We start from the raw sequence: 22,892 nt of genomic DNA, 5'->3' as shown, positions 1-22,892 counted from the left end.
TATATAATTTGTTTTTCATCGGGAATGAAGCTATCATGAGCCGTACAAACAGTAAGGTTTGTGCCCCTTTAGCTCATGATGGTTTCAAAGCGAATTATATTTTATTCTTTTGATCTTCAATCGACTGCAAAAGCTTTTCGAAAGGCTTATTGAATTTATCAATACCCTCATCCTCCAAAGTTTGAGTAATGGCATCTAAATCAATACCGGCTGTTTTCAATTTTTCTAACAAAGCAGTTGCTCCGTCTAAACCTTGCTCTAAAGTATCAGCTGCAATACCATGATCGCGGAAAGCTTCGATAGTTTCTAAAGGCACGGTATCAACAGTATCTTTACCTATCAGGGCCTCAACGTATTTAGTATCTTTAAATGCAGGATTTTTGCTACTGGTACTTGCCCATAACAAACGTTGTGGTTTTGCGCCCGCGGCAGCTAATTTATCCCAACGGCCAGTTGTGAATACGCGTTTGTAAATTTCGTACGCTTTTTTAGCTGAAGCGATAGCCACTTCACCTTTAAATTCGCCTAAACCTTTTTCATCCAATAACGGATCAACAATTACATCAATACGGCTCAAAAAGAAACTGGCTACTGATGATATGTTATTAATTGGCAAACCTTTAGCCAACCTGTCTTCCAAACCAGAAATGTAAGCTTCGGTAACCGCTTCGTAACGATCTAAACCAAAAAGCAAGGTTACGTTAATGTTCAAGCCTTCGCTGATGGTTTTTTGAATAGCTGCTAAACCCGGTTGTGTACCCGGAATTTTGATCATCACGTTCTCACGATCAACTTGTTTCCAAAGTTTTAAGGCTTGCGCGATGGTTTCGTCAGTTTTTAAAGCCAAAAACGGAGATACCTCTAAACTCACATAACCGTCGGCACCTTTAACTTCTTCTTCGTAAACGCTTTTGAATAAATCACAAGCTGTTTGGATATCTTTAACAGCTAAACCGAAGAATAATTCTTCGTTAGTTTTACTATCTGCTGCTAAGGCTTTGATATCAGCATCGTAATCAGAACTGCTGGTTATCGCTTTTTCAAAAATTGCCGGGTTTGAGGTTACGCCTCTTACACCATCCTCATCAATCAGTTTTTGTAGTTTACCCGACGAGATTATCGCGCGGTCAATAAAATCTAACCAGATGCTCTGGCCAAAACTGTGTATCTGCTTTACGTTATTAGTTGACATTGTATTGTTGTTTTGCCCCCTAACCCCCTAAAGGGGGAATAAGAGTTGTTTAATGTTATTTATTTACTAATTCAATTATATTTAATTGTCTATTTATTTTCGGCTACTAAAATTTCCAGATCGTAGCCTATAAATAGCCCGCTCTCAATAACACCGGTTATGCCTTTAATATCTTTTTCAAGGCTTTTGCCGATATCTTCAAAGTGGCAATCCAGTATCAGGTTGTTATTCTCCGAGATTATAGCTCCGTCTTTACCCTTCGCTGGTCGCAAAACTATTTCTATTGCTCCTAAAGCCCGCAATTGTTGTTCCACATATAACAATGATTGCGGAAAGATCTCAATTGGTACAGGAAAGTTAGTTCCTAACTTCTTTACAACCTTGCTGTCGTCAACAATTATATAATTAACCGGGCTTGAGCTTATCAACAGCTTCTCTTTAAACATGGCCCCACCCCTGCCTTTAATTAAACTATTATCCGGGTCAACCTCATCGGCCCCGTCAAATAGCCAATCGGGCTTGTTTTCAAACAAGGTAGTTAACGGGATACCCAACTTACTGCAAAACATCGATATCTCTAACGATGTTGGTATGCCTTTAATATTCAGCTTTTCGCTTTTTATTCTATCGGCAATAGCCAGCAAAGCCAGATAAACCGTAGAACCCGAGCCAATGCCTAAAACATCACCATCCTTAACCTTCTTAGCAATTTGAGCAGCCACCTTTTGCTTACCGCCGAGATTAATTATCTCGGAAGACCATTCGAGGTTGTTGATCAGGTTGCTTTGCCAGTTCATTTTTGGGGATGAAAGATTTAAGGAGCAAGGAACAAAGACCCAAACTACTGGTCCTTAATCTTTGCTCCTTGTTCTTTACTCTAAACCATTGCTTTCGCTTTGCTTACTATGTTTTCTACTGTAATGCCGAAATGTTTGTACAACACATCAGCTGGTGCAGATTCACCGAAGCCTGGCATACCAACTATGTCACCTTCGTCGGTAACATATTTGTGCCAGCCTAAAGTTGAGCCTGCTTCTACAGCAATACGTTTCTTTAATTTTTTAGGCAATACGCTTTCTTTGTAGGCCTCGCTTTGTTTTTCGAATAGTTCCCACGATGGCATACTTACTACAGTTGCAGCAATACCATCTTCTTTCAATTGGGCCTGTGCTTTCAAAGCCAATTCCACTTCCGAGCCTGTACCTATCAATATAATCTGGGCGTCGCCATCAGCAGGCGAAAGTACATAAGCACCTTTAACCAAACCTGTAGCGCTACCGTATTTATCCTGATCTAAAATTGGCAATCCCTGACGGGTGAATATCAAACAAACCGGACCTTCGGTATGCTCTAAAGCAACTTTCCAGGCTTGTGCGGTTTCGTTGGCATCTGCCGGACGAATTACCATGTTATTTGGAATTGAACGCAACGATACTAATTGCTCAACCGGTTGGTGAGTAGTACCATCTTCACCCAAACCAATACTATCGTGTGTGTACACAAATATCGGGCGGATCTTCATAATGGCAGCCAAACGGATCGGTGGGCGCATGTATTCGCTAAACATCAGGAATGTTGCACCGAAAGGAATAATACCTTTAGTTAACGCCATACCATTTAAAGCAGAACCCATGGCGTGCTCACGGATACCGAAGTGGAAGTTACGGCCATTACGGTTCTCGGATGTAAATGAATCGTATTCTTTTAAGTTAGTTTCGGTTGATGGAGACAAATCGGCAGCACCACCTATCATGTGTGGTAATTTAGCGGCTATAGCGTTCAATACCTTACCTGATGCCTGGCGCGTTGCCATTCTACCGGCATCGGCTTTAAAGGTTGGCAATGCATCGGTCCATCCTTTAGGCAATTCACCTTTAAACGCGGTTTCAAACTCAGCAGCTAATTCAGGGAATTTGGCTGTATAATCCGCAAATTGCTTATTCCATTTATCTTCTTTACCAGTACCCTTTTCTCCAATTTGGTGATAGTATTTCAATACATCCGGAGATACATCAAATGATTTTTCAGGATCAAAACCGAAGAATTTCTTCACCAATTTAATTTCATCAGCGCCAAGCGGAGAACCATGTGAACCTGCAGTACCCGATTTATTAGGGCTACCGTAAGCGATCAACGAGCGAACGCGGATCAACGATGGTTTTTGTTTTTCGGCTTTAGCGTTTGTGATGGCTAATTCTAAGGCGTGAACATCATTTACATCTGTAACGTATTGTACATGCCATCCGTATGATTCAAAGCGTTTGTCGATATCCTCGTTAAAAGCGATATCGGTACTACCTTCTATCGAGATCTTATTATCGTCATATAAATAAATAAGGTTACCCAACTCCAAATGGCCGGCTAAAGAAGCAGCCTCAGAAGTTACCCCTTCCATCATATCACCATCACTGCAAATGGTGTAAATATGGTAATCAAAAAGATCGAAGCCCGGTTTATTGTAGTAACCTGCCAAATGCTTTTGAGCAATAGCAAAACCAACTCCGTTAGCAAAACCCTGACCCAAAGGACCGGTAGTTACATCAATACCAGGACACAAGCCGTACTCGGGGTGACCAGCGGTTTTGCTGTTCATCTGACGGAAATTCTTGATATCATCCAAACTTACATCATATCCCGTAAGGTATAAAACACTGTATTGCAACATACAAGCGTGACCGGCTGAAAGGATAAATCTATCGCGGTTTGCCCAGTTTGGGTTTTTAGGATTGTAGTTTAAAAACTGTGTCCACAGTACGTGTGCCATTGGCGCTAATGCCATTGCTGTTCCCGGGTGACCGGAGTTTGCTTTTTGAACCGCATCTGCCGATAGTACCCTGATGGTATCTATACCCTGCTCTTCAATGCTTTTTGTTGTTGTACTCATTGTTTAGTATTATGATAATTATTGATTCTTTTTTGATGTGATTAAATGTTCGCGGGTATCTTCTTTCCACAGCCTTGCTCCTCCTTTAATACCGTCGCGGTTGGATGTTAACTTGATATTAGCATCCAACTTAAAAGTAATTTTCCGGGCGTTACCGCCACCTATATATAAGGTATCATAATTGAAAACCTTTTTCAATATCTCTATCACGTTTTTAACACGCTTGTTCCACTTAACATCTCCTTCTTTTTCCAAAGCTTTTTCACCAATGTATTCATCGTAGTTTTTGCCTTTACGGATAGGCAATTGTGATATTTCCAGATGCGGAAGCAAATACCCGTCGGATAATAAAGCTGTACCAAAGCCGGTGCCCAGTGTTACCACCATTTCAAAGCCTTTTCCATCTACCACGCCCAGGCCCTGCATATCTGCATCATTAACCACGCGTGCCGGTTTTCCTAAGGCTTTCTCTAAAGCTTTAGCCAAATCAAAGCCTTTAAATGCATCGGTACCTAAATTAGGTGCCGTGAATATCACCCCGTTCTTTACGTATCCTGGAAAACCCACCGATATTTTATCGTAAACCGGAAACGCTTTAACCAGGGTTTGTATAACCTCAACCAATTGTTTCGGCTTTGGCGATGGCGGAGTAACAATTTTTTCGTACTCCATTTGCAAAGCACCTTCGTGGTTTAATATAGTTGCCTTAACGTGTGAGCCCCCAATATCAATAGATAGTATTTTATCGCCCGGAGATGTTTGTTTCATAGATTTTATTCAGTTCGTTGCCCTTGCCGCAGATACACTACAAGTATAGATATATCTACAATTAAAAGTACTATCTGTTTGTAAACTTCATTTTAACAAATAAATTTTAACAAATATAAAAATTTCAACCGATTGCATAAGCGCAATTTCATTTTTATATGATTTAAATCATATAAAACCCATCAAATTTATAGTAATTAATCAAAAACAATAGCAAAAATTGAAAATAAACTCACTTTCTTTAACATTTATAGCAACCACAGGTTGATTACACTATACTTTTTTAATAATACCCATATTACAATCATACCCCTCGACAAATTTTTATTTGACAACTTATATTTTAGTTATTGTTTGGGCATTTTAATATATTTAGAACCTTAAAACTAAAACAATGAATATAAAAAAACTCAGCGTTTCACTTTTTCTAAGCCTATGTACAGCTACAAGCTTTGCACAAAGTCCATTTGTATGGAAGCAGGCTACATCCGGGGGGTATACATATAAGTATGTAACCGGCGATCCAACTCACTCCCGTTTTTACACACTTAAAAATGGCTTAACCGTTATTTTAAGTGCTAACCCTAAAGCGCCAAGGATCCAATCATTCATAGCAGTTAAGGCAGGTAGTAAAACAGATCCGGCCAACCATACTGGTTTGGCACATTATCTTGAACATATGATGTTTAAAGGTACCGACAAATACGGATCCCTGGACTGGGCCAAAGAAAAGCCATTGCTTGATAAAATTGATGCCCTTTATGAGCAATACAACTCAACTACCGATGAAGCTAAACGTAAAGCCATTTACGAACAGATAGATCAGGTATCCGGCCAGGCGGCAAAATTCGCTATCGCCAACGAGTATGATAAAATGATGGCATCAATGGGTGCCCAAGGTACTAACGCATTTACATCTTTTGAGCAAACCGTTTATACCGACGATGTACCATCATCAGCCGTAGATAAGTATTTAACTGTACAGGCCGAGCGTTTCAGAAAACCGGTACTGCGTTTGTTCCATACTGAGCTTGAAGCTGTTTACGAAGAGAAAAATCGCGGTTTGGATAACGATAACGAAAAAGTTTTCGAAGCGCTTTTCGAATCATTGTTCCCTAATAATAACTATGGTAAACAAACTACCATTGGCACCGTTGAGCATTTGAAAAATCCATCGTTAAACTACATCCGCAATTACTACTATACTTATTATGTACCTAATAACATGGGGGTAATTATGTCTGGCGATTTTAACCCGGATGTTATGGTGAAAAAGATAGATCAAAAATTTGCTTACATGAAACCCAAGCCAATTCCGGCTTATAAGTTTGATGCCGAGAAGCCTATTGTGGCTCCTATTAAAAGAGATGTTTATGGCCCGAACCCAGAAAACCTGACCATTGCTTACCGTTTCCCGGGCGCTAACACACGCGACGCACGTTTACTGGATTTGCTTGGTTCGATGCTGACCAATAGCAAAGCAGGTTTATTTGACCTTGACTTAACCAAAAAACAAAAATTGTTAAGCGCACGCGCCGGGTCTGATATCTTAAAAGATTACAGTGCACTCGAATTAACCGGTTATCCTATCAAGGGCCAGTCTTTAGACGAAGTTCGTGACCTGATGCTTGTTGAAATTGAAAAATTGAAGAAAGGCGAATTTGCAGATGATCTGATCCAATCAATAGCTGCTAATGCCAAAAAATATACCATTCAGCAAAACGAAGGTTATACATCACGGGCCAATAACCTGATGAATGATTTTACAACCGGCATCGACTGGCGTAATGATGTAGCGAGCGTAAGCGAGCTTACTAAAATAACCAAAGCTCAGATGGTTGCCTTTGCCAACAAATACTTAGGTACTGGTAATTACGTAATAGTTTACAAGCACCAAGGCGAAGATAAGAACATCACTAAGGTTGATAAACCACACATCACCGCTGTTGAAGTTAACCGCGAGGCTGCTTCTCCATTCCTTAAAGCAGTAGATGCTATTCCGGCAAATAGCGTTAAACCGGTTTGGTTAGATTATAATAAAGATATTCAGAAAGCCAAAGTTGGCGCGGTTGACCTGCTTGCCGTTCAAAACAAGGATAACAGCATCTTCCGCTTGTACTACCAGTACAATATGGGTAGCTGGAACAATAAATTGTTTAGCCTGGCTACACAATACCTGCAATATTTAGGTACCGATAAAATGAGTGCTGATGATATCAGCAAAGAGTTTTACAAACTGGCTTCATCATTCAACATCACAACCGGTACCGAAGTAACAAACGTTAGAATAGATGGCTTACAGGAAAATTTCAGCAAATCGGTAACTTTGTACGAGAACCTGATCGCCAATTGCAAACCAGACGAGGCCGCTTTGGCTGGTTTAAAACAACGCCTTAAAAAATCGCGTGAAAACGCCAAGTTAAATAAGGCCGCGATAATGTCGGGATTGGTTAGTTATGCCACTTATGGAGCTAAAAACCCGTACAACAACGTATTGACCGATGCCGAACTTGAAGCCGTTACATCAGCAGATTTGATCAATATTTTACACGGTTTGGCCGATTTTAACCATACCATACTATATTACGGACCACAAACCGCTTTACAAGCCGCGGCTACTTTAAAACCGTTGCATACTGTTCCGGCAACGTTTAAACCATTCCCGGCTTCGTTAACATTTAACAAAGTAAATCAGGATAAATCACAAGTACTGTTTGCTAACTACGATATGGTTCAGGCCGAAATTCAATGGGTTAGAAACTCAGAAGTTTACGCTCCCTCACAAGCACCAACAGTTGAGTTATTTAACGGTTATTTTGGTTCTGGTATGAGCGCTATTGTATTCCAAACCATTCGCGAATCAAAAGCACTGGCTTATTCAACCTACGCCTTCTACTCTCAACCGGCTAAAAAGGACGATCGTTATTTGATACGCGCCTATGTTGGTACCCAGGCCGATAAATTTAACGAAGCCATTAAGGGTATGAATGAGTTGTTAACCGATATGCCGGAATCACAAAAAGTTCTAGTATCGGCTAAAGACAATATCGTAAAATCGTTAGAAACTGAGCGTATTACACAGGATGGTATCTTGTTTGATTACTTAGCCAATAAACGCCGGGGCATTGATTACGATGTTCGTAAAAACACTTTCGAAACCGTGGGAAAACTGGATTATAAAGACATCAAGGCATTCCACGAAAAAGAATTTAAAGATAAAGCTTATACCTACTGTATTGTAGCATCAGACAAACGGGTTACCGAAGATGATATGAAAAAGTATGGTGAATTAACCAAGCTCGATTTGAAAACCATATTTGGTTACTAATTTAAGTTAAGCATAAAAAAAGCGGTGGATAAAGATCCACCGCTTTTTTATTCAACATTACTATTGGGTATTAAAGTTTAAACCCATAAGCTACACGCAAACCAACCAAGCCATAATTATCACTCTGGCCCGAGAAGTTTTCGTAACGCAAACCGATATCTAAACCACCTGCGTTAGCATAGCCTAAGCCTGGTGATACAATCAATTTGGTGTTTTTTGCATAATTAGTTTCAAAACCGGCACCTACTTCGCCACTAAAATATATGTTGCTTGTAGCAAAGGCTTTAATACCAGCTTTAACAGGCACTATGCCTACGTTATCCGGAGATACCTTTACCGTACCTACAGTTTGCTCTTTAGCGAACATGTTGTAATAACCAGATGTTAACATCAATGATATGTTTGACCTGGTATCATATTGTAACCTGGCGGTACCGCCCAATTCAAATTTCGAAAAATCGCTACGGTTTCCTGTTGGCACACCTGCTTCCACTCCAACGCCTAAGCGCCAGATATCACCAGGGTTTGAAGTTGCAGTTTGAGCATTAACATTTGATCCTAAAAAGATGGCAACTGCTGTTACAGCTGATGCGATCCATTTTGTTGAAGTGTTCATAAAATTGTGTTTTCGTTAGTATTAAATAATGATCCTATTAAATTGTGAAGATCGTGGAGCAATATTCAAACATGCTGCCAGTAACGATCATTTAACATGGAAAATAGGCTCAAATTACAATCCATCAACACAAAACAGAACCACACAAAGGCTATTAAACACTGATTATCAGTAATAATTCAACTTTGAATACACTTTATAGTCCAACAAATTATTATGAGTTGACAAGCTATAATTTCAAAGATCTAAATACAAAAAAGTGTCCTGTTTTGTGTAAAAAGTGTTTCCAGAACGGTAAAAACCGGTTGATTTTCTGCACACCAATTTTCATGATAGCCTATTATTTTAACAATATTTGATTGTTTCCGCATCTTTCCCATCAATTTTTATCTGTATAATTCAGCATATACTACATCATAATTTTACTAACATAACCACAAATAACTACTAAATTTTAGCATATTAGTACTTGATTGACTCTTTTGAAACCATATGCGTAAATTCTTAATCTTTTCTTTTTTAATTAGCAGCGCAACTTTAACATTCGCGCAAAAAGCATCCAAAAAACCGCTTGATCATTCTGTGTACGATTCCTGGCAAAGCATAAGCAACGAGCGCATTAGCGACGATGGCAAATGGGTAGTGTACGTTATAAAGCCACAACAAGGCGATGCCGATCTGGTAATAACCGATGTTAAAAAGAACAACAAATTAATAGTCCCCCGTGCCGATACCGTTCGTTTAACCAGCGACTCAAAATTCGCTGTGTTTTTGGTTCACCCTTTTTATAAGGATACCCGCATGGCTAAAATCAAAAAGAAAAGTCCTGAGGATATGCCAAAAGACACCTTGGGCTTTCTAACTTTAGGTAATCATGAGATCAACAAAATACCCAACGTAAAATCATTCCGTATAGCAGAAAAAGCCTCTGTAATAGCATGGTTGGCCAACTTACCGGTTGATACTACTAAAAAAGCCGCGCCGGGTTTACCGGGGGCACCTGTAACTCCGGCACCAGCACCGCGCGGTGGTCGTGGTGGCCGGGGCGGTGGCAATGCAGTTGCCCCGGCTAATAAAGAAGGCGGCGATTTAACTATTAAAAATCTCATCGGCGGTAAGCAACACACCTATAAATTTGTAACCGACTATACGTTAAGCAAAAATGGCAAGTACGTAACTTTCGCGGTAACCGTTGGGCCAAAAGAAAAAGACACCAAACCCGGCGTATATATTTATGATGTTGAAAAAGATGAAGCCAAACTAATTAGCAATGGCCATGGCACTTATCGCAATTTAACCTTCGATGATGAGGGCAAACAACTGGCCTTTACCGCCGAAAAATCCCCCGAAAAGGCCTTAGTTAAGCCCTACAAACTTTATTATTATGATGTAACTAAAGATACAGCTCAAATTATTGCGGGCCCTAAATCAGCAGGCATGCTTAACAAATGGGCCGTTAGCGGCGATGGTAAAGTATATTTCAGTAAAAATGGATCAAGTTTATTTTTTGGGACGGCACCCATCCCCAAACCTATTGATACTACCATAGTTGATTTTGAAGTTGCCCGTTTGGATGTCTGGAACTATAAAGATGACTATCTGCAATCACAACAGTTAAACACCCTACAGCGCGATTTACGCCGCAGCTTTCTGGCGGTAATTCACCCTGCCGGAGGCGATAATAAACTAATCCAATTAGGTGATCAATATATCGAGAACATTTTAGTGCCCGATAACAATAACTCGCAATATGTTTTGGGTGTAACCGATACCGGCGCACGTGTGCAAGGCATGTGGGAAGGCGAAACGCTAAAAGAAGCTTTTATCATTGATAGTAAAACCGGCGAACGTGTGCACATTAATAAGCGCTTAAGCGGGCAATACAGCATATCGCCGGGTGGCAACTATGTGCTTTGGTTTGATTCAAAAGATCAGAATTACTATACCTACAATATAGCTACCAAAAAGAAAACCAATATTACTGCTACCACAGGAATTAGGTTTGGCGACGAATTAAACGACAAACCAGATGATCCGGATGCTTATGGAGTAGCCGGTTGGGCAGAAGATGATAAAGCCGTTTTAATAAACGATCGTTATGATATCTGGAGCTTTGACCCCGAAACGGGTAAGGCCACAAACTTTACCAATGGCTTAGGGCGTAAAGAAAAACTGATCTTCCGCTATGCAAACACCAACGTCGAGCAAAAATTCATCCCTGTAAAACAACCTGTATGGTTACGCGTTCAAAACGAAGAAACTAAGCAATGGGGCTATTACCGCAAAACCATAGGTAGTGACAAGGTACCCGAAAAGATGGTTATGGCCCCTATGGAGTACAGCGTTTTAATAAAGGCCAAACAAGCCGATAATTTGATTTATACCAAATCAAGTTACCAGCACTCACCAGATCTGTATGTCTCAAACAATCTAAAAAAAGAAAGCAGGTTAAGCGCCATCAACCCGCAACAAGCCGAATACAATTGGGGTACTGCCCAACTGGTACAATGGACAACACCTAAAGGCTACAAATCAAAAGGAATCTTGTACAAACCTGAAGATTTTGATCCGAAGAAAAAATACCCCATGATAGCCTATTTCTACGAAAAGATATCCGATAAATTATATAGCTATATCCCCCCTGCCCCTACGCCATCGCGCCTCAACATATCATTTTTTGTTAGCCGTGGTTACCTTGTTTTCACCCCGGATATCAGCTACGAAACCGGATACCCAGGTCCATCGGCAATTGAATACGTTAATTCTGGAATCGAAGTATTAAAGAAAAATCCGTGGGTTGATGGCGCTCACATCGGTATTCAGGGCCAAAGCTGGGGTGGTTACCAGGTAGCGTACCTGATAACCCAAACCAATATGTATGCTGCCGCATGGGCTGGTGCGCCTGTAGCCAACATGACATCCGCCTACGGCGGTATCCGCTGGGAAAGTGGTAACAGCCGTGAATCTCAATACGAAAAAACACAGAGCCGCATAGGTGCCACCTTATGGGATAAGCCGGAACTGTATATTCAAAACTCACCATTGTTCCAATTGCCCAAAGTGCAAACACCACTAACCATTATGAGTAACGATGCCGATGGCGCCGTACCGTGGTACCAGGGTATTGAGCTTTTTAATGGTTTACGCAGGTTAAATAAACCGGTTTGGCTGTTGGTGTACAATGGTGAAGCACATAACCTGGTACTCCGTCAAAACCGGAAAGACATTCAAATACGCGAACAGCAATTTTTTGATCACTTTTTAAAGGGAGCACCAATGCCTGTTTGGATGAGCAAAGGCCTGCCAGCTACTCAAAAAGGTAAAGAATGGGGATTTGAGTTAGATAAATAACTTCCAATCGTAATAATCCTTATTAAACACAAAGGGAAGGCACATTGCCTTCCCTTTGTGTATTAACTGACCTTATTTATTTATCAAATAAAGAACGAGATTTTAATGATTGACTAAATACGTTTGGTACCGTAAAGTTACATCATCGTATATTTCCTGAATGTTAAATAACGTTAATTAACCACTACATTTAACTTACCACTTTTTAAATATCACAAACACAGCGGCTACAATTAAACCAAAGCCTGCTAAATGGTTCCAGCCCAGCTTCTCGTTTTTAAAAAACACAAGGCTGAATATCATAAAAACAATAAGCGTAATAGCTTCCTGTATAGTTTTTAACTGCACCAGCGTAAACGGACCGCCGTTTCCTTTAAACCCGCCCTCATTAGCCGGAACCTGAAAAAGGTATTCAAAAAATGCCAGCCCCAGCTTATGATAATGATGGAGAACAATCCCAAACTTTTACCCCAGGTGCATTCTTTAAACTTAAGGTGCCCATACCAGGCAAACGTCATAAAGGTATTTGATATGATCAGGAAGATAATAGTTCTCAATCCACGCATTACAATCTTATCCGTTTGCTTTATTTTATAGATACAATTTTTGATTTGGTTTTGATGGAATCCTTCACCATTTCGCTGTATCGTATCACAACATACCCCTTGTTTAACGAATCCTTTTCAATAGGCTTAACCTTCGCTTCCCATTGGTTGCAATGCGTTGGTATGGGGGCAACCGGTTTTATCCATTCATTATTTTTATAACTGTAAACCTCGTAATCGCGCCAGCAACTTGTAAACCAATCAGGCAGAATACCCAATTCATCTCTGCCATCGCCATTCAGATCGCCCAGATTATCAGGTGTGCCACCAATACAATGCTTTATAGATATAGGGTGAATAGTGGTGTCCGAAAAACGGATAAATGCCATACAATTGTTATCTAAGCAAGCAGTTCCCTCTTTGTTCAATTGTGGTTTTATCAGCGTTGCAGTTTCTTGTTTCCCATCACCGTTAAAATCCCCGCTTACAATTTTGGGTGAAACAACAGCCACAGTTTTATCCGCAGCAATCTTTTTGGAATCACTAACACATCCCACGTAAACCGCGGCTAAAATAAACAGGAAAAATATAGCTTTAAAGGCTTTCATAAGGTCATTATTTATCTATACAACAATTATACTGCTTTGTTTGCATTAAAACCCCGCTCGGCAAACTCTTTTATTTCATCCTCATATTCCACATTTCGTAATTCTGTTAAATAATATAAATTTGTTCTGCTTAATAAACCAATATTGAATGAACCCGGTAGCACCACAATCAACCGTCCCTAAACTTATCCGCAACACGGTAGCCAACATACATCCCGAAACCAACACCTTTTTGATACACAAAGTTGGTAACGATTGGGTTGAGATAACCTACCGCGAAGCTTTGGATAAAATTGACGCAGTATCGGCCTATTTCCTCGATATCGGTATTCAAAAGGGCGACAGGCTGGCCCTCATCATTGATAACGGGCCCGATTACGTTTATTACGATCAGGCTTTACAGCAGATAGGCGCGGTAAACACCTCCATCTATCCCACCCTTTCGGAGGCTGATATTGAATACATTCTGAATGATTCTGGCGCGAAATCCATATTAGTAGGGAATCCTTTCCTATTGAAAAAGGTACTCAAAATAGCCAACAACTGCCCAGATCTGATGCGCATCATCCCCGCGTTTGACGATTTTGGTAAACACACCGATAAAGTAAACCTGAATGCAGGTGTAATTGGCTTTACCGACTTAATAACCGAAGGCCTGAAATGCGTAACCAAATACAGCACCGCAATCAATGCAGCCCGCGAAGCGATATTACCATCTGATCTATCCTGTTTAATTTACACATCAGGCACCACCGGAACACCTAAAGGAGTAATGTTAACCCACTCCAATTTGGTGGAAAATGTACGGGTATGCTTAGATCAGATCCCGGTTATCGATCAGAATGAAACCTTCTTATCTTTCTTGCCGTTATCTCATGTTTTCGAGCGCACTGCAACCTATCACGTTTGTTTAGCAGCGGGTTGTAAAATAGCTTTCGCGCAAAGCTTAGAGCTGCTCGCCAAAAACATGGGCGAAGTACGCCCAACCGTAATGAATTGCGTACCCCGCTTACTGGAACGCATCCACGATAAAGCCATCAAAAACGGAACATCAGCCGGAGGCGCCAAAACCAAAATTTTCCTTTGGGCTTTAGAGATCGGCAAAAAATACAGATTGGTTAACGAAGCCGGTAAAAAACCGGGCTTCCTGTTATCACAACAACACAAACTGGCCGAGAAGTTGGTTTTCAGTAAGATCAAAGAAAAAACAGGCGGCCGCTTAAAATTCATGATATCAGGCGGTGGCGCTTTACCCAAAAACATCGGCGAGTTTTTTGGCGATCTGGGAATCAAAATATTAGAGGGTTTCGGCTTAACCGAAACCTCACCGGTTATGTCGGTTACCGAATACGACCGTCAGGTTTATGGTACCGTTGGCCGGATTATTCCCGGCATTGAAGTAGCAATTCAAAATGTAGAAACAGGCCATATCCATACCATCCAAACTCACGAATCATTCAACCCCGCCTATCAGAGCGAAGAAGGCGAGATCATCGTTCGTGGCCATTGCGTAATGAAGGGCTACTGGAACAAACCACAGGAAACCGCCGTAGCCATTGATGCCGAAGGATGGTTCCATACCGGCGATATCGGCCGATTTTTTAAAGGCAACCTCCAAATTACCGACAGGCTTAAAAACATGCTGGTAAACGCCTACGGTAAAAATGTTTACCCAACCCCGGTTGAAAACACCTATTTAAAAAGCCCTAAAATTGAAGGCGTATTTTTAATTGGCGATAAGCGCGAATACATTACCGCTATCATCATCCCGGCAAGGGAAACTTTGCAGGAAGTTTTTAAACTGGATAACGCTTATTTTGAAAAGCCTGAACTCTTCATTAACGATCCTGCTATTATCGACTGGATCAATCAGGATATCCGCAAGTATAGCAATGAGTTAGCTAAGTTTGAGCGTATTAAAAACTTTAAGGTAAAACTCAACCCGTTCAGCATGGATGAAGGTGAAATAACCCCAACCATGAAGGCCAAGCGTAAGGTGATAGAAAAGAAATACGCCGGAGCTATCGACGAAATGTATTTACAGGAAACTGAGGCGGATTAAGCAATGAAAAGAAAAGACTTTCTACGATCAGGATTGCTGGCCACCGGTGTTTCGATGATGCCCGAAATACTCACAGCCAAAAGTTATGCCCCAAAAAAGAGCTTCCGCTTTGCCTTTATTTCTGATATCCATGTAAAACCCGGCGCTGTGCCCGAAGCTGGAATGGCTAAGGCAATTCAACACGTACAAAATTTAAAACCGAAGGCCGAATTTATTATCAATGGCGGTGATTGCATTATGGACGGCCTCGCGGCGAGTAAAGAATCGGTGCAAAAGCAGTGGGAGTTGTATCATTCCATTATGGATGCCAACAATAAACTAACCGTTTATCCCTGCATCGGCAACCACGACGTATATGGATGGTTCCAAAAAACACCCGATACAAGCGATCCGCTTTACGGTAAAAACTGGCCGCTAAAAGAGCTCAAAATGCAGGAGCGTTATTACCATTTAAAAAAAGAAAACTGGAATTTTATAATTCTGGATAGTGTGCAAAACAATCCTGCCGGCGGTTACATCGGTAAAATTGACGAGGCACAGTTCACTTGGTTAAGCAACAAACTGGCCGCGATACCGTCTTCAGAGCATATCTGTTTGGTTTCCCACATTCCTATTCTGTCTATCTGTGCGGGTTTGTTTTTTAACAAGAACGAAGCCAACGGCGATCTGCTGCTTAAACGTAATTTGATGCACTCCGATTTTTTCGCCCTTAAAAAGTTATTTAACAAATACCCCAATATTAAAACGGCTTTAAGTGGTCATATTCATTTGCAGGATGAGGTACATTACCACGGCATCAATTATTATTGCAATGGCGCTATATCCGGCGATTGGTGGAGCGGACCTTTTCAGGAATTTGATCCAGCTTACGCGGTTTTCGATTTTCATGAAGATGGTACCTGTAAAAGAGAAATAATTAATTATGGCTAATTGCGCAGTGCTAAGGCGATAGCAAGTAACTCTGTCAACGTTCCTCCCGGCATATCCAGTAATGGATCAACCATCATTATTTTCATCCGGGCACGCTTTTCTATTATAAGCTCGGGGTGCTCCATCAGCTTACCATCCACAAAACCAATATAAGGTTGCCCGGTTGTTTTGTTTGTCCACAAATAGAAAAGCATTTTACCTTTATAGCAGTAAAAAGGCATTCTGTATTTCCAGGCTTCGGTTATCGCGGAATTGTGAGCTAAAATAAACTCACGCAAAAACAGCAGGCAATTTTTTGTTGGTTCAGGTTTATCATTAAAGTAATTATCTATATCACGTAACTAATATAGATAATATCGTTACACAAACTATAGGTTACCTTTTGGCACAGATGGTATTAATTGTAAATCAATAATATCATATGGGCTATTTTGCTTTATTAATGATCTTTCTGGCTCCAATAATTCAGGTAATCCTTAGTACTTTGAAGTTAAAAGCTAAGATTAATTTACATTTAGGTATTATAGCTTTGTTAGCATTCGTTCTGGGTATTATTCTTTCTATCAGTGCCTTTTCTTTGTTATGTAGTCAGATTCAATGGAAAAAAAATGAAATACATTGTGTTACCGGCGAAGCTGGGGTAATGATGTGCGGCTTTTTCATAACTGTCGCATGTACACCTTTAATAGCGATTGTATTTGCGGCGATATCTTACTACAGAAACAAAAAACGCCAAACCACCTCCTATCCTTATCAAAACTATTAACAACATTCCCAACTCTCCCCATAAAATCTTACTTTTGCAATCTTTTAAAATAACGCGCTTTCAGCTATGAGCATTGGACTATCCGAACAGGAAATATTTCGCCGCGAGGCGATGCAGCAATTACGCAATTTAGGCATCAACCCCTATCCTGCCGAAGCATTTAACGTAAATGCCAACGCAAAGGATATTTTAGCCAATTTTCCGAATAAACCCGATGCTTACAAGGAAGTAGTTGTAGCTGGTCGCATCATGAGCCGCCGTATTATGGGCAGCGCGTCGTTCGCCGAATTGCAGGATTCTACCGGTCGTTTGCAGATCTACATTAAACGCGATGATATTTGCCCCGGCGAAGATAAAACCATGTACAACACAGTTTTCAAAAAACTGTTAGACTTAGGCGATTTCATCGGCGTTAAAGGATACGTGTTCACTACCCAAACCGGCGAAACCTCATTACACGTTCAGGAATTAACCATCCTATCAAAATCATTAAAACCACTACCGGTAGTTCGCCGCGAAGAAGATGGTACCATACACGATGCCTTTACCGACCCGGAATTGCGCTATCGCCAACGCTATGTTGATCTAACCGTTAATCCGGAGTATAAACAGATCTTCATCAACCGCTCCAAAGTGATCCGCACCATGCAGAACTTTTTTGATAGCGAAGGTTGGATGGAAGTAGAAACACCAATACTACAAGCCGTTCACGGCGGCGCTGCTGCAAGGCCGTTTAAAACGCATCACAACACGTTGGACATGGGCTTATACCTGCGCATAGCCAACGAATTATATTTAAAAAGATTAATAGTAGCCGGTTTTGATGGTGTTTACGAGTTCGGCAAAATGTTCCGTAATGAGGGTATGGATCGTACCCATAACCCCGAGTTTACATCGGTTGAGATATACGTAGCCTATAAAGACTATATCTGGATGATGAAAATGGTTGAGGATTGTTTAGAGAAGGTAGCCTTAGCCGTTCACGGTAAAACAACCATTAAAGTTGGTGAGCACGATATCAACTTTAAAGGTCCGTACGAAAAATTATCCATGTACGATAGCATCCTGAAATATACAGGCATCAATGTATCAGAAATGAACGAAGAAGGTTTGCGCGAAGTTTGTACAAACCTAAATATCGAAGTTGATGCTACGATGGGCAAAGGCAAACTCGTTGACGAGATCTTCAGCGCCAAAGTTGAAGAACACCTCATCCAGCCAACCTACATTACCGACTACCCTATCGAAATGACCCCGCTTGCCAAAAAACACCGCAGCAAGGAAGGCCTGGTTGAGCGTTTCGAATTATTTGTAATGGGAAAAGAGATCGGCAACGCCTACAGCGAGTTGAACGACCCTATCGATCAGCGTGAACGCTTTGAAGAGCAATTGCTATTAGCTGGCCGTGGCGATGAAGAAGCGATGGCTATGGACGATGATTTTCTGCGTGCTCTGGAATATGGCATGCCGCCAACATCAGGCTTGGGTATCGGTATAGATCGTTTGGTGATGTTGATGACTAATCAAACCACCATTCAGGAAGTGCTTTTCTTCCCTCAAATGCGCCCAGAGGCAACCATCATCAACAACATCAAAAACGAAGCAGATCAGGCTCTTGAATTTACAGAAGCAAGTGTTCCCGAAGAATGGATTCCGGTATTAAAGAAAATGGGGTTTGATACCATTCAGCAGCTAAAAGCAGCTAACCCCAACAAGGTATTTAACGACCTTGGCGGGATGCGTAAAAAGCTAAAACTGGACATCACAATGCCTGTAAAAGAAATGGTAATGAACTGGTTTTCATAGTTTTCCACAAACGTTTTCAACACATCTTGAAAGCTTGTTTACAAAAGCTTAACCGAAACTTAATTCCGGCAAAACTTTTGTGTGTTTATGAATCTCTACATTTATAATTCATAAAATGCAATTGTTATGATAAACACCAGTCTTGAAATTACCGAAAATGAGTATCTCATTAAATTTAGCCGTAGCAAGTTTGATGTTTCATTCATCCGCAACCTGCTCAAAATAGTTGAGGTATCAAATCCGAAAGAGGATTATCCAATAACGGATCAAAACTCAAACGATATGGTACTACGCAGCCCCGACTACTACAGCCATTTAGACGATAAATAAAAAAGCCGATGTTATGCTAATTGCAATACACCGGCTTTTTTATTGTACAATTCTTTGTATTAAAACTGTGGTCTACCGCCACGCACTACCTGCTGCTTTTCGGCTTGGGCCATTTGCTGCTTCATCATTTTGATCTGGTCGGTCAGCATTTTATTGGTATCGGCTTTTGTTGCTTCCTGTAAATACATTTGGGCTTCGCGCTTATTACGCTTTGCCATAGCTATGCCAGCAAGGCTTAATTTAGCCAAAGCAATGTTATGCGACATTTTCATACCTAATGCAATAGCCTTTTTAAAATACTTCTCTGACTTTAGCGGTGCTTTGCGCGATTCTATCAACCCCATCAACAGGTTATAATAACCATGCTGGCCTTTATATAATTGATTTTCGTAGTCGCTTATCTTCAATAACCACTCTTCAGATTTGGCAATATTTTCTTTCCGTAAAAAATATTGGGCAATAAGCATGTTCTCGTTTAAAAAGAAAGTAAGCAGTATTAAGCCTCCGATAAAGAAAACAAGTATCCCCCATCCCCACAATCCAAAAACCGACATGGCAACAGCTGCACCAAAAACAACGCAGGCAATAATTAAACGAACAATATTTGACATAATTTGTATTTTTATAAACGCTGCAAATATCTGTTTATTTGCATTGCTAACCAACAGTAAAATACATTTATGTCAATTGATTTAGAACCGTCCTGGCTAAAAGTTTTAGAAACCGAATTTGAGCAGGATTACATGCTTAAACTTAAAAAATATCTAAAGGAAGAGAAAGACGCTGGGCACACCATATATCCAAAAGGGAAAGACATTTTTAACGCTTTCTGGAAAACGCCTTTTACAGATCTGAAAGTTGTTATTTTAGGACAAGACCCTTACCATGGCGCTAACCAGGCACATGGTTTATCCTTTTCTGTACAAAAAGGAATTGCCCCACCACCATCACTCCAAAACATATATAAAGAACTGCAAACCGATATCCCCGGCTTTAAAATACCCAACCATGGCGATTTAACCGAATGGGCCGAGCAAGGTGTGTTACTGCTTAACGCAACATTAACTGTACGTGCGAGCACTGCTGGCTCCCATCAAAAATTTGGATGGGAAAACTTTACCGATAAAGTGATCAGTGAGATATCAAAAGACAAAGAAGGTATTGTATTTATACTATGGGGCAAATTCGCACAAGCCAAAGCTGGGCTGATAGATGATAAAAAACACTTCATCATTAAATCGGCACATCCATCACCGTTCTCCGCATACAACGGTTTTTTTGGCAGTCATCCGTTTTCAAAAACTAATGAGATATTAAGAAAAGAAGGCAAAAAGCCTATCAACTGGCAAATACATTAACCAATTAGCTTAAACTTTCTTAGCTGATTCGTGCAACATACCGCTCATATCAATAATGTTGTCATCAATTTCGGATACACATTTATTCATGAGTTTAATGCACTCGTCTTGCTCTATCAGTTTATCTTTTTCCAAATTAAGCAAGCCCTTTAATGTAGCGATAGGCCCGCGTATCTGGTGCGAAAGATGCAATGAGTAATCAGCCAGTTTCTTATTTTTCACCTGCAGATCTTTTGTTCTTTCGTCAATGATCTCTTCAAGGTGATGATTGATCTGATTTAGGTTCTCTTTTTGCTCAGTTACTTTTTCGTTAAGCTCGGTAAGGTGTTTATTGGTTTTAGCTTTACGGTTAACATTGCTTATCAACAAAAATATAACTACTAAAAGTAAACCGGCAACTAATATTGTAGCCCAAAATAATATTTGTTGCCTGTTTTGCTGCGCAACCAATAATTCGGTTTTATGCTGATTCTCGGTTTGCTTATATTGCACATTGAGTAAGTTGAGCTTAATAGATTCATTGCTTTTATTATTTATGCTGTCAGATTTATTAATATCCATTAAGCTAAAAAGTGCCGCTTTGTAATCCTTCCGTTTAAGTTCAAGCTCATACGTAGTTATTTTATAATCGTATTCCAGTTTAGTACTCTTAACCAGTCGTGCATAGGTTAAACCTTCCTGTAAATATTTCACAGCTTCTGCAAATAAGCCTTTTTGTACAAATAGCGATGTTAAGGTTAAATTGATACTTGCTACAGCTGTGTTCAAATCTTTGTCTTTTGCCCTTATATTGGCTTGTAACAATAAACTTTGAGCCGTATCCAGATCACCTTTTTTAAAATAAACAACACCTTTATTTTGCAAACACTGAATCATATTTGTAGTATTATTCAGCTTGGTAAACAAATCACTGCTTTGATTATAAAAAACCAAGGCTTGGTTAAAGTTCTTCTTGCGATAATAAATATTACCAAAATTGAGGTAAATTGTAGCTATCAAATCCTCATCTCTTACCTTTTTTGCAATATTTAATGCTTCAGTATAATATTCAATTGATTTTTCATAATCACTCTCTTTATACAAATTACCAATATTATTATTAACACGCGCCAAACCATTTTGGTTGTTGTTGCCTTGAAAAAGAGCTAATGCTTTTAAGTAATAACTAAGTGATGTATCTGGCTGACTTAAGTAGCTATAACCTATTCCAATTACACGGTTAGCTTCTGCTTCACCATTCGTAAAATTTATTTTCTGAGCTAAAACAAGAATACTTTTGGCCTGTTTTACAGTCAGTTCCGGATCAGTTAACCGATTATCGTAGGCACGCTTATTTTGTAGAGTGATTTGAGTAGAATCGGGATTGTTTTTATCCTGTATACCAATTCCATAAATCGGGAGTGCAAATATTGAAATTACCAACAATAGGTAAAAGCATTTTATTTTCATTAAATAAAAGTAGTATATTGAACGGTTGAAACAAATAAAATAATTAGTTTTATACGGAGGATTACATTATAAGTTACAATACGTAGATAAAATACATCAAAATAAAAAAGGCACAAAATTACAAAAAAAATTTTGGAAGATGAAAATTTAAATTTATATTTGCATCAAGTAATTGTCAAGGTAACATCAGTAACGGATTTATAATTAACATTTTATGAATAAATTTTTTGTACTTATTTTAGCTATTTTCATCACAAGTATCGCAACATCTTGTACTAAAGAAAATTCAGTAGCACCGGTCAAAGCAAAAACAACTTTCGTTGCCGATAAATCTGAATTAGGCGTTGGAGATTGATTTTAATTAAACATATACAAACTGATTCCCCATTTAACAAACAGTAAATAAACAACATGAAAAAGTTCATCATCATAGCATTCGCAATACTTACAACAGGTTTAGTTTCTTCTTGCACTAAAGAAAATTCGGTAGCACCGGCCAAAGCAAAAACAACTATCGTTGCCGATAAATCTGAATTAGGCGTTGGAGACTGATCTAATAAATAATACAAACTGAATCCCCATTTAACAAACAGTAATACATTACACACACCATACAAACATGAAAAAGTTCATCATTATAGCATTATTAGCAGCAACAACAGGTTTAATCTCTTCTTGCACTAAAGACAACTCTGTAGCACCAGCTAAAGCAAAAACAACTATCGTTGCCGATAAATCTGAATTAGGAGTTGGAGATTACAATGGTTCTGATTCTACTTACGTTCATCCCTAATATTAAAACCCCTTAAAAACTACAAACATGAAAAAGTTCATCATCATAGCATTCGCAATACTTACAACAGGTTTAGTTTCTTCTTGCACTAAAGAAAATTCGGTAG

20 protein-coding genes and 1 pseudogene are annotated in these 22,892 nt (G+C 39.8%); 11 read left to right on the top strand and 10 right to left on the bottom strand.

Annotated features, from left to right (window positions below; translation table 11 throughout):
- Positions 1 to 94: 94 nt before the first annotated feature.
- The 4 genes from tal to ABIN91_RS10610 form a co-directional block, all read right to left on the bottom strand.
- Positions 95 to 1,192: a transaldolase gene (tal, locus tag ABIN91_RS10625; RefSeq protein WP_348051074.1), complete on the bottom strand. Its 1,098-nt coding sequence runs from the start codon at positions 1,190 to 1,192 to the stop codon at positions 95 to 97.
- 89 nt (positions 1,193 to 1,281) lie between these two features.
- The gene (gene rpiA, locus ABIN91_RS10620; protein WP_348051073.1) at positions 1,282 to 1,989 is read right to left on the bottom strand and encodes a ribose 5-phosphate isomerase A; all 708 of its coding nucleotides are present in this window, start codon (positions 1,987 to 1,989) and stop codon (positions 1,282 to 1,284) included.
- 80 nt (positions 1,990 to 2,069) lie between these two features.
- Positions 2,070 to 4,076, bottom strand: coding sequence for a transketolase (gene tkt, locus ABIN91_RS10615; RefSeq protein WP_348051072.1), 2,007 nt, complete (start codon positions 4,074 to 4,076; stop codon positions 2,070 to 2,072).
- Positions 4,077 to 4,094: 18 nt separating this feature from the next.
- On the bottom strand, positions 4,095 to 4,844 hold the full coding sequence (locus ABIN91_RS10610; protein WP_348051071.1) for an ROK family protein: 750 nt from the start codon (positions 4,842 to 4,844) through the stop codon (positions 4,095 to 4,097).
- A gap of 394 nt (positions 4,845 to 5,238) precedes the next feature.
- Between ABIN91_RS10610 and ABIN91_RS10605 the strand changes: the two genes are divergently transcribed.
- Entirely contained in the window at positions 5,239 to 8,172 is a 2,934-nt protein-coding gene (locus tag ABIN91_RS10605; protein ID WP_348051070.1) for an insulinase family protein, read from the top strand.
- A gap of 70 nt (positions 8,173 to 8,242) precedes the next feature.
- Here the strand turns inward: ABIN91_RS10605 and ABIN91_RS10600 are convergent, their stop codons facing one another.
- A complete protein-coding gene (locus ABIN91_RS10600) occupies positions 8,243 to 8,788 on the bottom strand; it encodes a hypothetical protein (RefSeq protein ID WP_348051069.1) in 546 nt (181 codons plus the stop codon).
- A gap of 492 nt (positions 8,789 to 9,280) precedes the next feature.
- On the opposite strand from ABIN91_RS10600, the gene ABIN91_RS10595 reads away from it, so the two are divergent.
- A complete protein-coding gene (locus ABIN91_RS10595; protein ID WP_348051068.1) occupies positions 9,281 to 12,139 on the top strand; it encodes a prolyl oligopeptidase family serine peptidase in 2,859 nt (952 codons plus the stop codon).
- Positions 12,140 to 12,334: 195 nt separating this feature from the next.
- Here ABIN91_RS10595 and ABIN91_RS10590 read toward each other — a convergent pair.
- Both ABIN91_RS10590 and ABIN91_RS10585 read right to left on the bottom strand, forming a co-directional pair.
- Positions 12,335 to 12,657, bottom strand: a pseudogene (locus ABIN91_RS10590) (DMT family protein).
- Positions 12,658 to 12,725: 68 nt separating this feature from the next.
- Positions 12,726 to 13,292 (bottom strand): hypothetical protein, encoded by a 567-nt coding sequence (locus ABIN91_RS10585; RefSeq protein WP_348051067.1) that lies wholly within the window; start codon positions 13,290 to 13,292, stop codon positions 12,726 to 12,728.
- Positions 13,293 to 13,440: 148 nt separating this feature from the next.
- Between ABIN91_RS10585 and ABIN91_RS10580 the strand changes: the two genes are divergently transcribed.
- Together ABIN91_RS10580 and ABIN91_RS10575 are read left to right on the top strand one after the other, a co-directional pair.
- Positions 13,441 to 15,354, top strand: a complete 1,914-nt coding sequence (locus tag ABIN91_RS10580) for a long-chain fatty acid--CoA ligase (protein WP_348051066.1) — start codon at positions 13,441 to 13,443, stop codon at positions 15,352 to 15,354.
- 3 nt (positions 15,355 to 15,357) lie between these two features.
- Positions 15,358 to 16,284, top strand: coding sequence for a metallophosphoesterase (locus tag ABIN91_RS10575; protein ID WP_348051065.1), 927 nt, complete (start codon positions 15,358 to 15,360; stop codon positions 16,282 to 16,284).
- Here ABIN91_RS10575 and ABIN91_RS10570 read toward each other — a convergent pair.
- Positions 16,281 to 16,616, bottom strand: a complete 336-nt coding sequence (locus tag ABIN91_RS10570) for a DUF1801 domain-containing protein (protein ID WP_348051205.1) — start codon at positions 16,614 to 16,616, stop codon at positions 16,281 to 16,283. The two genes, ABIN91_RS10575 and ABIN91_RS10570, sit on opposite strands and share 4 nt — an antisense overlap.
- Before the next feature lie 89 nt (positions 16,617 to 16,705).
- Here ABIN91_RS10570 and ABIN91_RS10565 point away from each other — a divergent pair, with 89 nt between their 5' ends.
- From ABIN91_RS10565 to ABIN91_RS10555, 3 genes are all read left to right on the top strand, one after another.
- Positions 16,706 to 17,050: a hypothetical protein gene (locus tag ABIN91_RS10565; protein ID WP_348051064.1), complete on the top strand. Its 345-nt coding sequence runs from the start codon at positions 16,706 to 16,708 to the stop codon at positions 17,048 to 17,050.
- 66 nt (positions 17,051 to 17,116) lie between these two features.
- Positions 17,117 to 18,856, top strand: a complete 1,740-nt coding sequence (lysS, locus tag ABIN91_RS10560) for a lysine--tRNA ligase (RefSeq protein WP_348051063.1) — start codon at positions 17,117 to 17,119, stop codon at positions 18,854 to 18,856.
- Positions 18,857 to 18,982: 126 nt separating this feature from the next.
- Positions 18,983 to 19,186, top strand: a complete 204-nt coding sequence (locus ABIN91_RS10555) for a hypothetical protein (protein WP_348051062.1) — start codon at positions 18,983 to 18,985, stop codon at positions 19,184 to 19,186.
- Between the two features lie 59 nt (positions 19,187 to 19,245).
- Here the strand turns inward: ABIN91_RS10555 and ABIN91_RS10550 are convergent, their stop codons facing one another.
- On the bottom strand, positions 19,246 to 19,797 hold the full coding sequence (locus tag ABIN91_RS10550; protein WP_348051061.1) for a DUF2892 domain-containing protein: 552 nt from the start codon (positions 19,795 to 19,797) through the stop codon (positions 19,246 to 19,248).
- A gap of 69 nt (positions 19,798 to 19,866) precedes the next feature.
- Between ABIN91_RS10550 and ung the strand changes: the two genes are divergently transcribed.
- Positions 19,867 to 20,544, top strand: a complete 678-nt coding sequence (ung, locus tag ABIN91_RS10545) for a uracil-DNA glycosylase (RefSeq protein ID WP_348051060.1) — start codon at positions 19,867 to 19,869, stop codon at positions 20,542 to 20,544.
- A 9-nt stretch (positions 20,545 to 20,553) separates the two neighbouring features.
- Here the strand turns inward: ung and ABIN91_RS10540 are convergent, their stop codons facing one another.
- On the bottom strand, positions 20,554 to 21,993 hold the full coding sequence (locus ABIN91_RS10540) for a tetratricopeptide repeat protein (protein WP_348051059.1): 1,440 nt from the start codon (positions 21,991 to 21,993) through the stop codon (positions 20,554 to 20,556).
- Positions 21,994 to 22,207: 214 nt separating this feature from the next.
- Between ABIN91_RS10540 and ABIN91_RS10535 the strand changes: the two genes are divergently transcribed.
- The 3 genes from ABIN91_RS10535 to ABIN91_RS10525 all read left to right on the top strand — a co-directional run bounded on the left by ABIN91_RS10535 (position 22,208) and on the right by ABIN91_RS10525 (position 22,786).
- The gene (locus ABIN91_RS10535) at positions 22,208 to 22,348 is read left to right on the top strand and encodes a hypothetical protein (protein ID WP_348051058.1); all 141 of its coding nucleotides are present in this window, start codon (positions 22,208 to 22,210) and stop codon (positions 22,346 to 22,348) included.
- 56 nt (positions 22,349 to 22,404) lie between these two features.
- Positions 22,405 to 22,545: a hypothetical protein gene (locus ABIN91_RS10530; RefSeq protein WP_348051057.1), complete on the top strand. Its 141-nt coding sequence runs from the start codon at positions 22,405 to 22,407 to the stop codon at positions 22,543 to 22,545.
- Between the two features lie 67 nt (positions 22,546 to 22,612).
- Positions 22,613 to 22,786: a hypothetical protein gene (locus ABIN91_RS10525; protein WP_348051056.1), complete on the top strand. Its 174-nt coding sequence runs from the start codon at positions 22,613 to 22,615 to the stop codon at positions 22,784 to 22,786.
- Positions 22,787 to 22,892: the final 106 nt, after the last annotated feature.

Origin of the sequence: Mucilaginibacter sp. (assembly GCF_039921305.1) — a bacterium.
Lineage (GTDB): Bacteria > Bacteroidota > Bacteroidia > Sphingobacteriales > Sphingobacteriaceae > Mucilaginibacter.
This window is presented reverse-complemented; position numbering and strand designations above follow the sequence as displayed.

What these genes read in the sequence shown, in the direction of transcription:
- ABIN91_RS10595 (WP_348051068.1), top strand. Translation starts at nt 9,281, where the DNA reads ATGCGTAAATTCTTAATCTTTTCTTTTTTAATTAGCAGCGCAACTTTA.
- ung (WP_348051060.1), top strand. Translation starts at nt 19,867, where the DNA reads ATGTCAATTGATTTAGAACCGTCCTGGCTAAAAGTTTTAGAAACCGAA.
- ABIN91_RS10605 (WP_348051070.1), top strand. Translation starts at nt 5,239, where the DNA reads ATGAATATAAAAAAACTCAGCGTTTCACTTTTTCTAAGCCTATGTACA.
- ABIN91_RS10610 (WP_348051071.1), bottom strand. Translation starts at nt 4,844, where the DNA reads ATGAAACAAACATCTCCGGGCGATAAAATACTATCTATTGATATTGGG.
- ABIN91_RS10535 (WP_348051058.1), top strand. Translation starts at nt 22,208, where the DNA reads ATGAATAAATTTTTTGTACTTATTTTAGCTATTTTCATCACAAGTATC.
- ABIN91_RS10555 (WP_348051062.1), top strand. Translation starts at nt 18,983, where the DNA reads ATGATAAACACCAGTCTTGAAATTACCGAAAATGAGTATCTCATTAAA.
- ABIN91_RS10575 (WP_348051065.1), top strand. Translation starts at nt 15,358, where the DNA reads ATGAAAAGAAAAGACTTTCTACGATCAGGATTGCTGGCCACCGGTGTT.
- ABIN91_RS10580 (WP_348051066.1), top strand. Translation starts at nt 13,441, where the DNA reads ATGAACCCGGTAGCACCACAATCAACCGTCCCTAAACTTATCCGCAAC.
- lysS (WP_348051063.1), top strand. Translation starts at nt 17,117, where the DNA reads ATGAGCATTGGACTATCCGAACAGGAAATATTTCGCCGCGAGGCGATG.
- ABIN91_RS10525 (WP_348051056.1), top strand. Translation starts at nt 22,613, where the DNA reads ATGAAAAAGTTCATCATTATAGCATTATTAGCAGCAACAACAGGTTTA.
- ABIN91_RS10550 (WP_348051061.1), bottom strand. Translation starts at nt 19,797, where the DNA reads ATGTCAAATATTGTTCGTTTAATTATTGCCTGCGTTGTTTTTGGTGCA.
- ABIN91_RS10540 (WP_348051059.1), bottom strand. Translation starts at nt 21,993, where the DNA reads ATGAAAATAAAATGCTTTTACCTATTGTTGGTAATTTCAATATTTGCA.
- tkt (WP_348051072.1), bottom strand. Translation starts at nt 4,076, where the DNA reads ATGAGTACAACAACAAAAAGCATTGAAGAGCAGGGTATAGATACCATC.
- ABIN91_RS10600 (WP_348051069.1), bottom strand. Translation starts at nt 8,788, where the DNA reads ATGAACACTTCAACAAAATGGATCGCATCAGCTGTAACAGCAGTTGCC.
- rpiA (WP_348051073.1), bottom strand. Translation starts at nt 1,989, where the DNA reads ATGAACTGGCAAAGCAACCTGATCAACAACCTCGAATGGTCTTCCGAG.
- tal (WP_348051074.1), bottom strand. Translation starts at nt 1,192, where the DNA reads ATGTCAACTAATAACGTAAAGCAGATACACAGTTTTGGCCAGAGCATC.
- ABIN91_RS10585 (WP_348051067.1), bottom strand. Translation starts at nt 13,292, where the DNA reads ATGAAAGCCTTTAAAGCTATATTTTTCCTGTTTATTTTAGCCGCGGTT.
- ABIN91_RS10530 (WP_348051057.1), top strand. Translation starts at nt 22,405, where the DNA reads ATGAAAAAGTTCATCATCATAGCATTCGCAATACTTACAACAGGTTTA.
- ABIN91_RS10565 (WP_348051064.1), top strand. Translation starts at nt 16,706, where the DNA reads ATGGGCTATTTTGCTTTATTAATGATCTTTCTGGCTCCAATAATTCAG.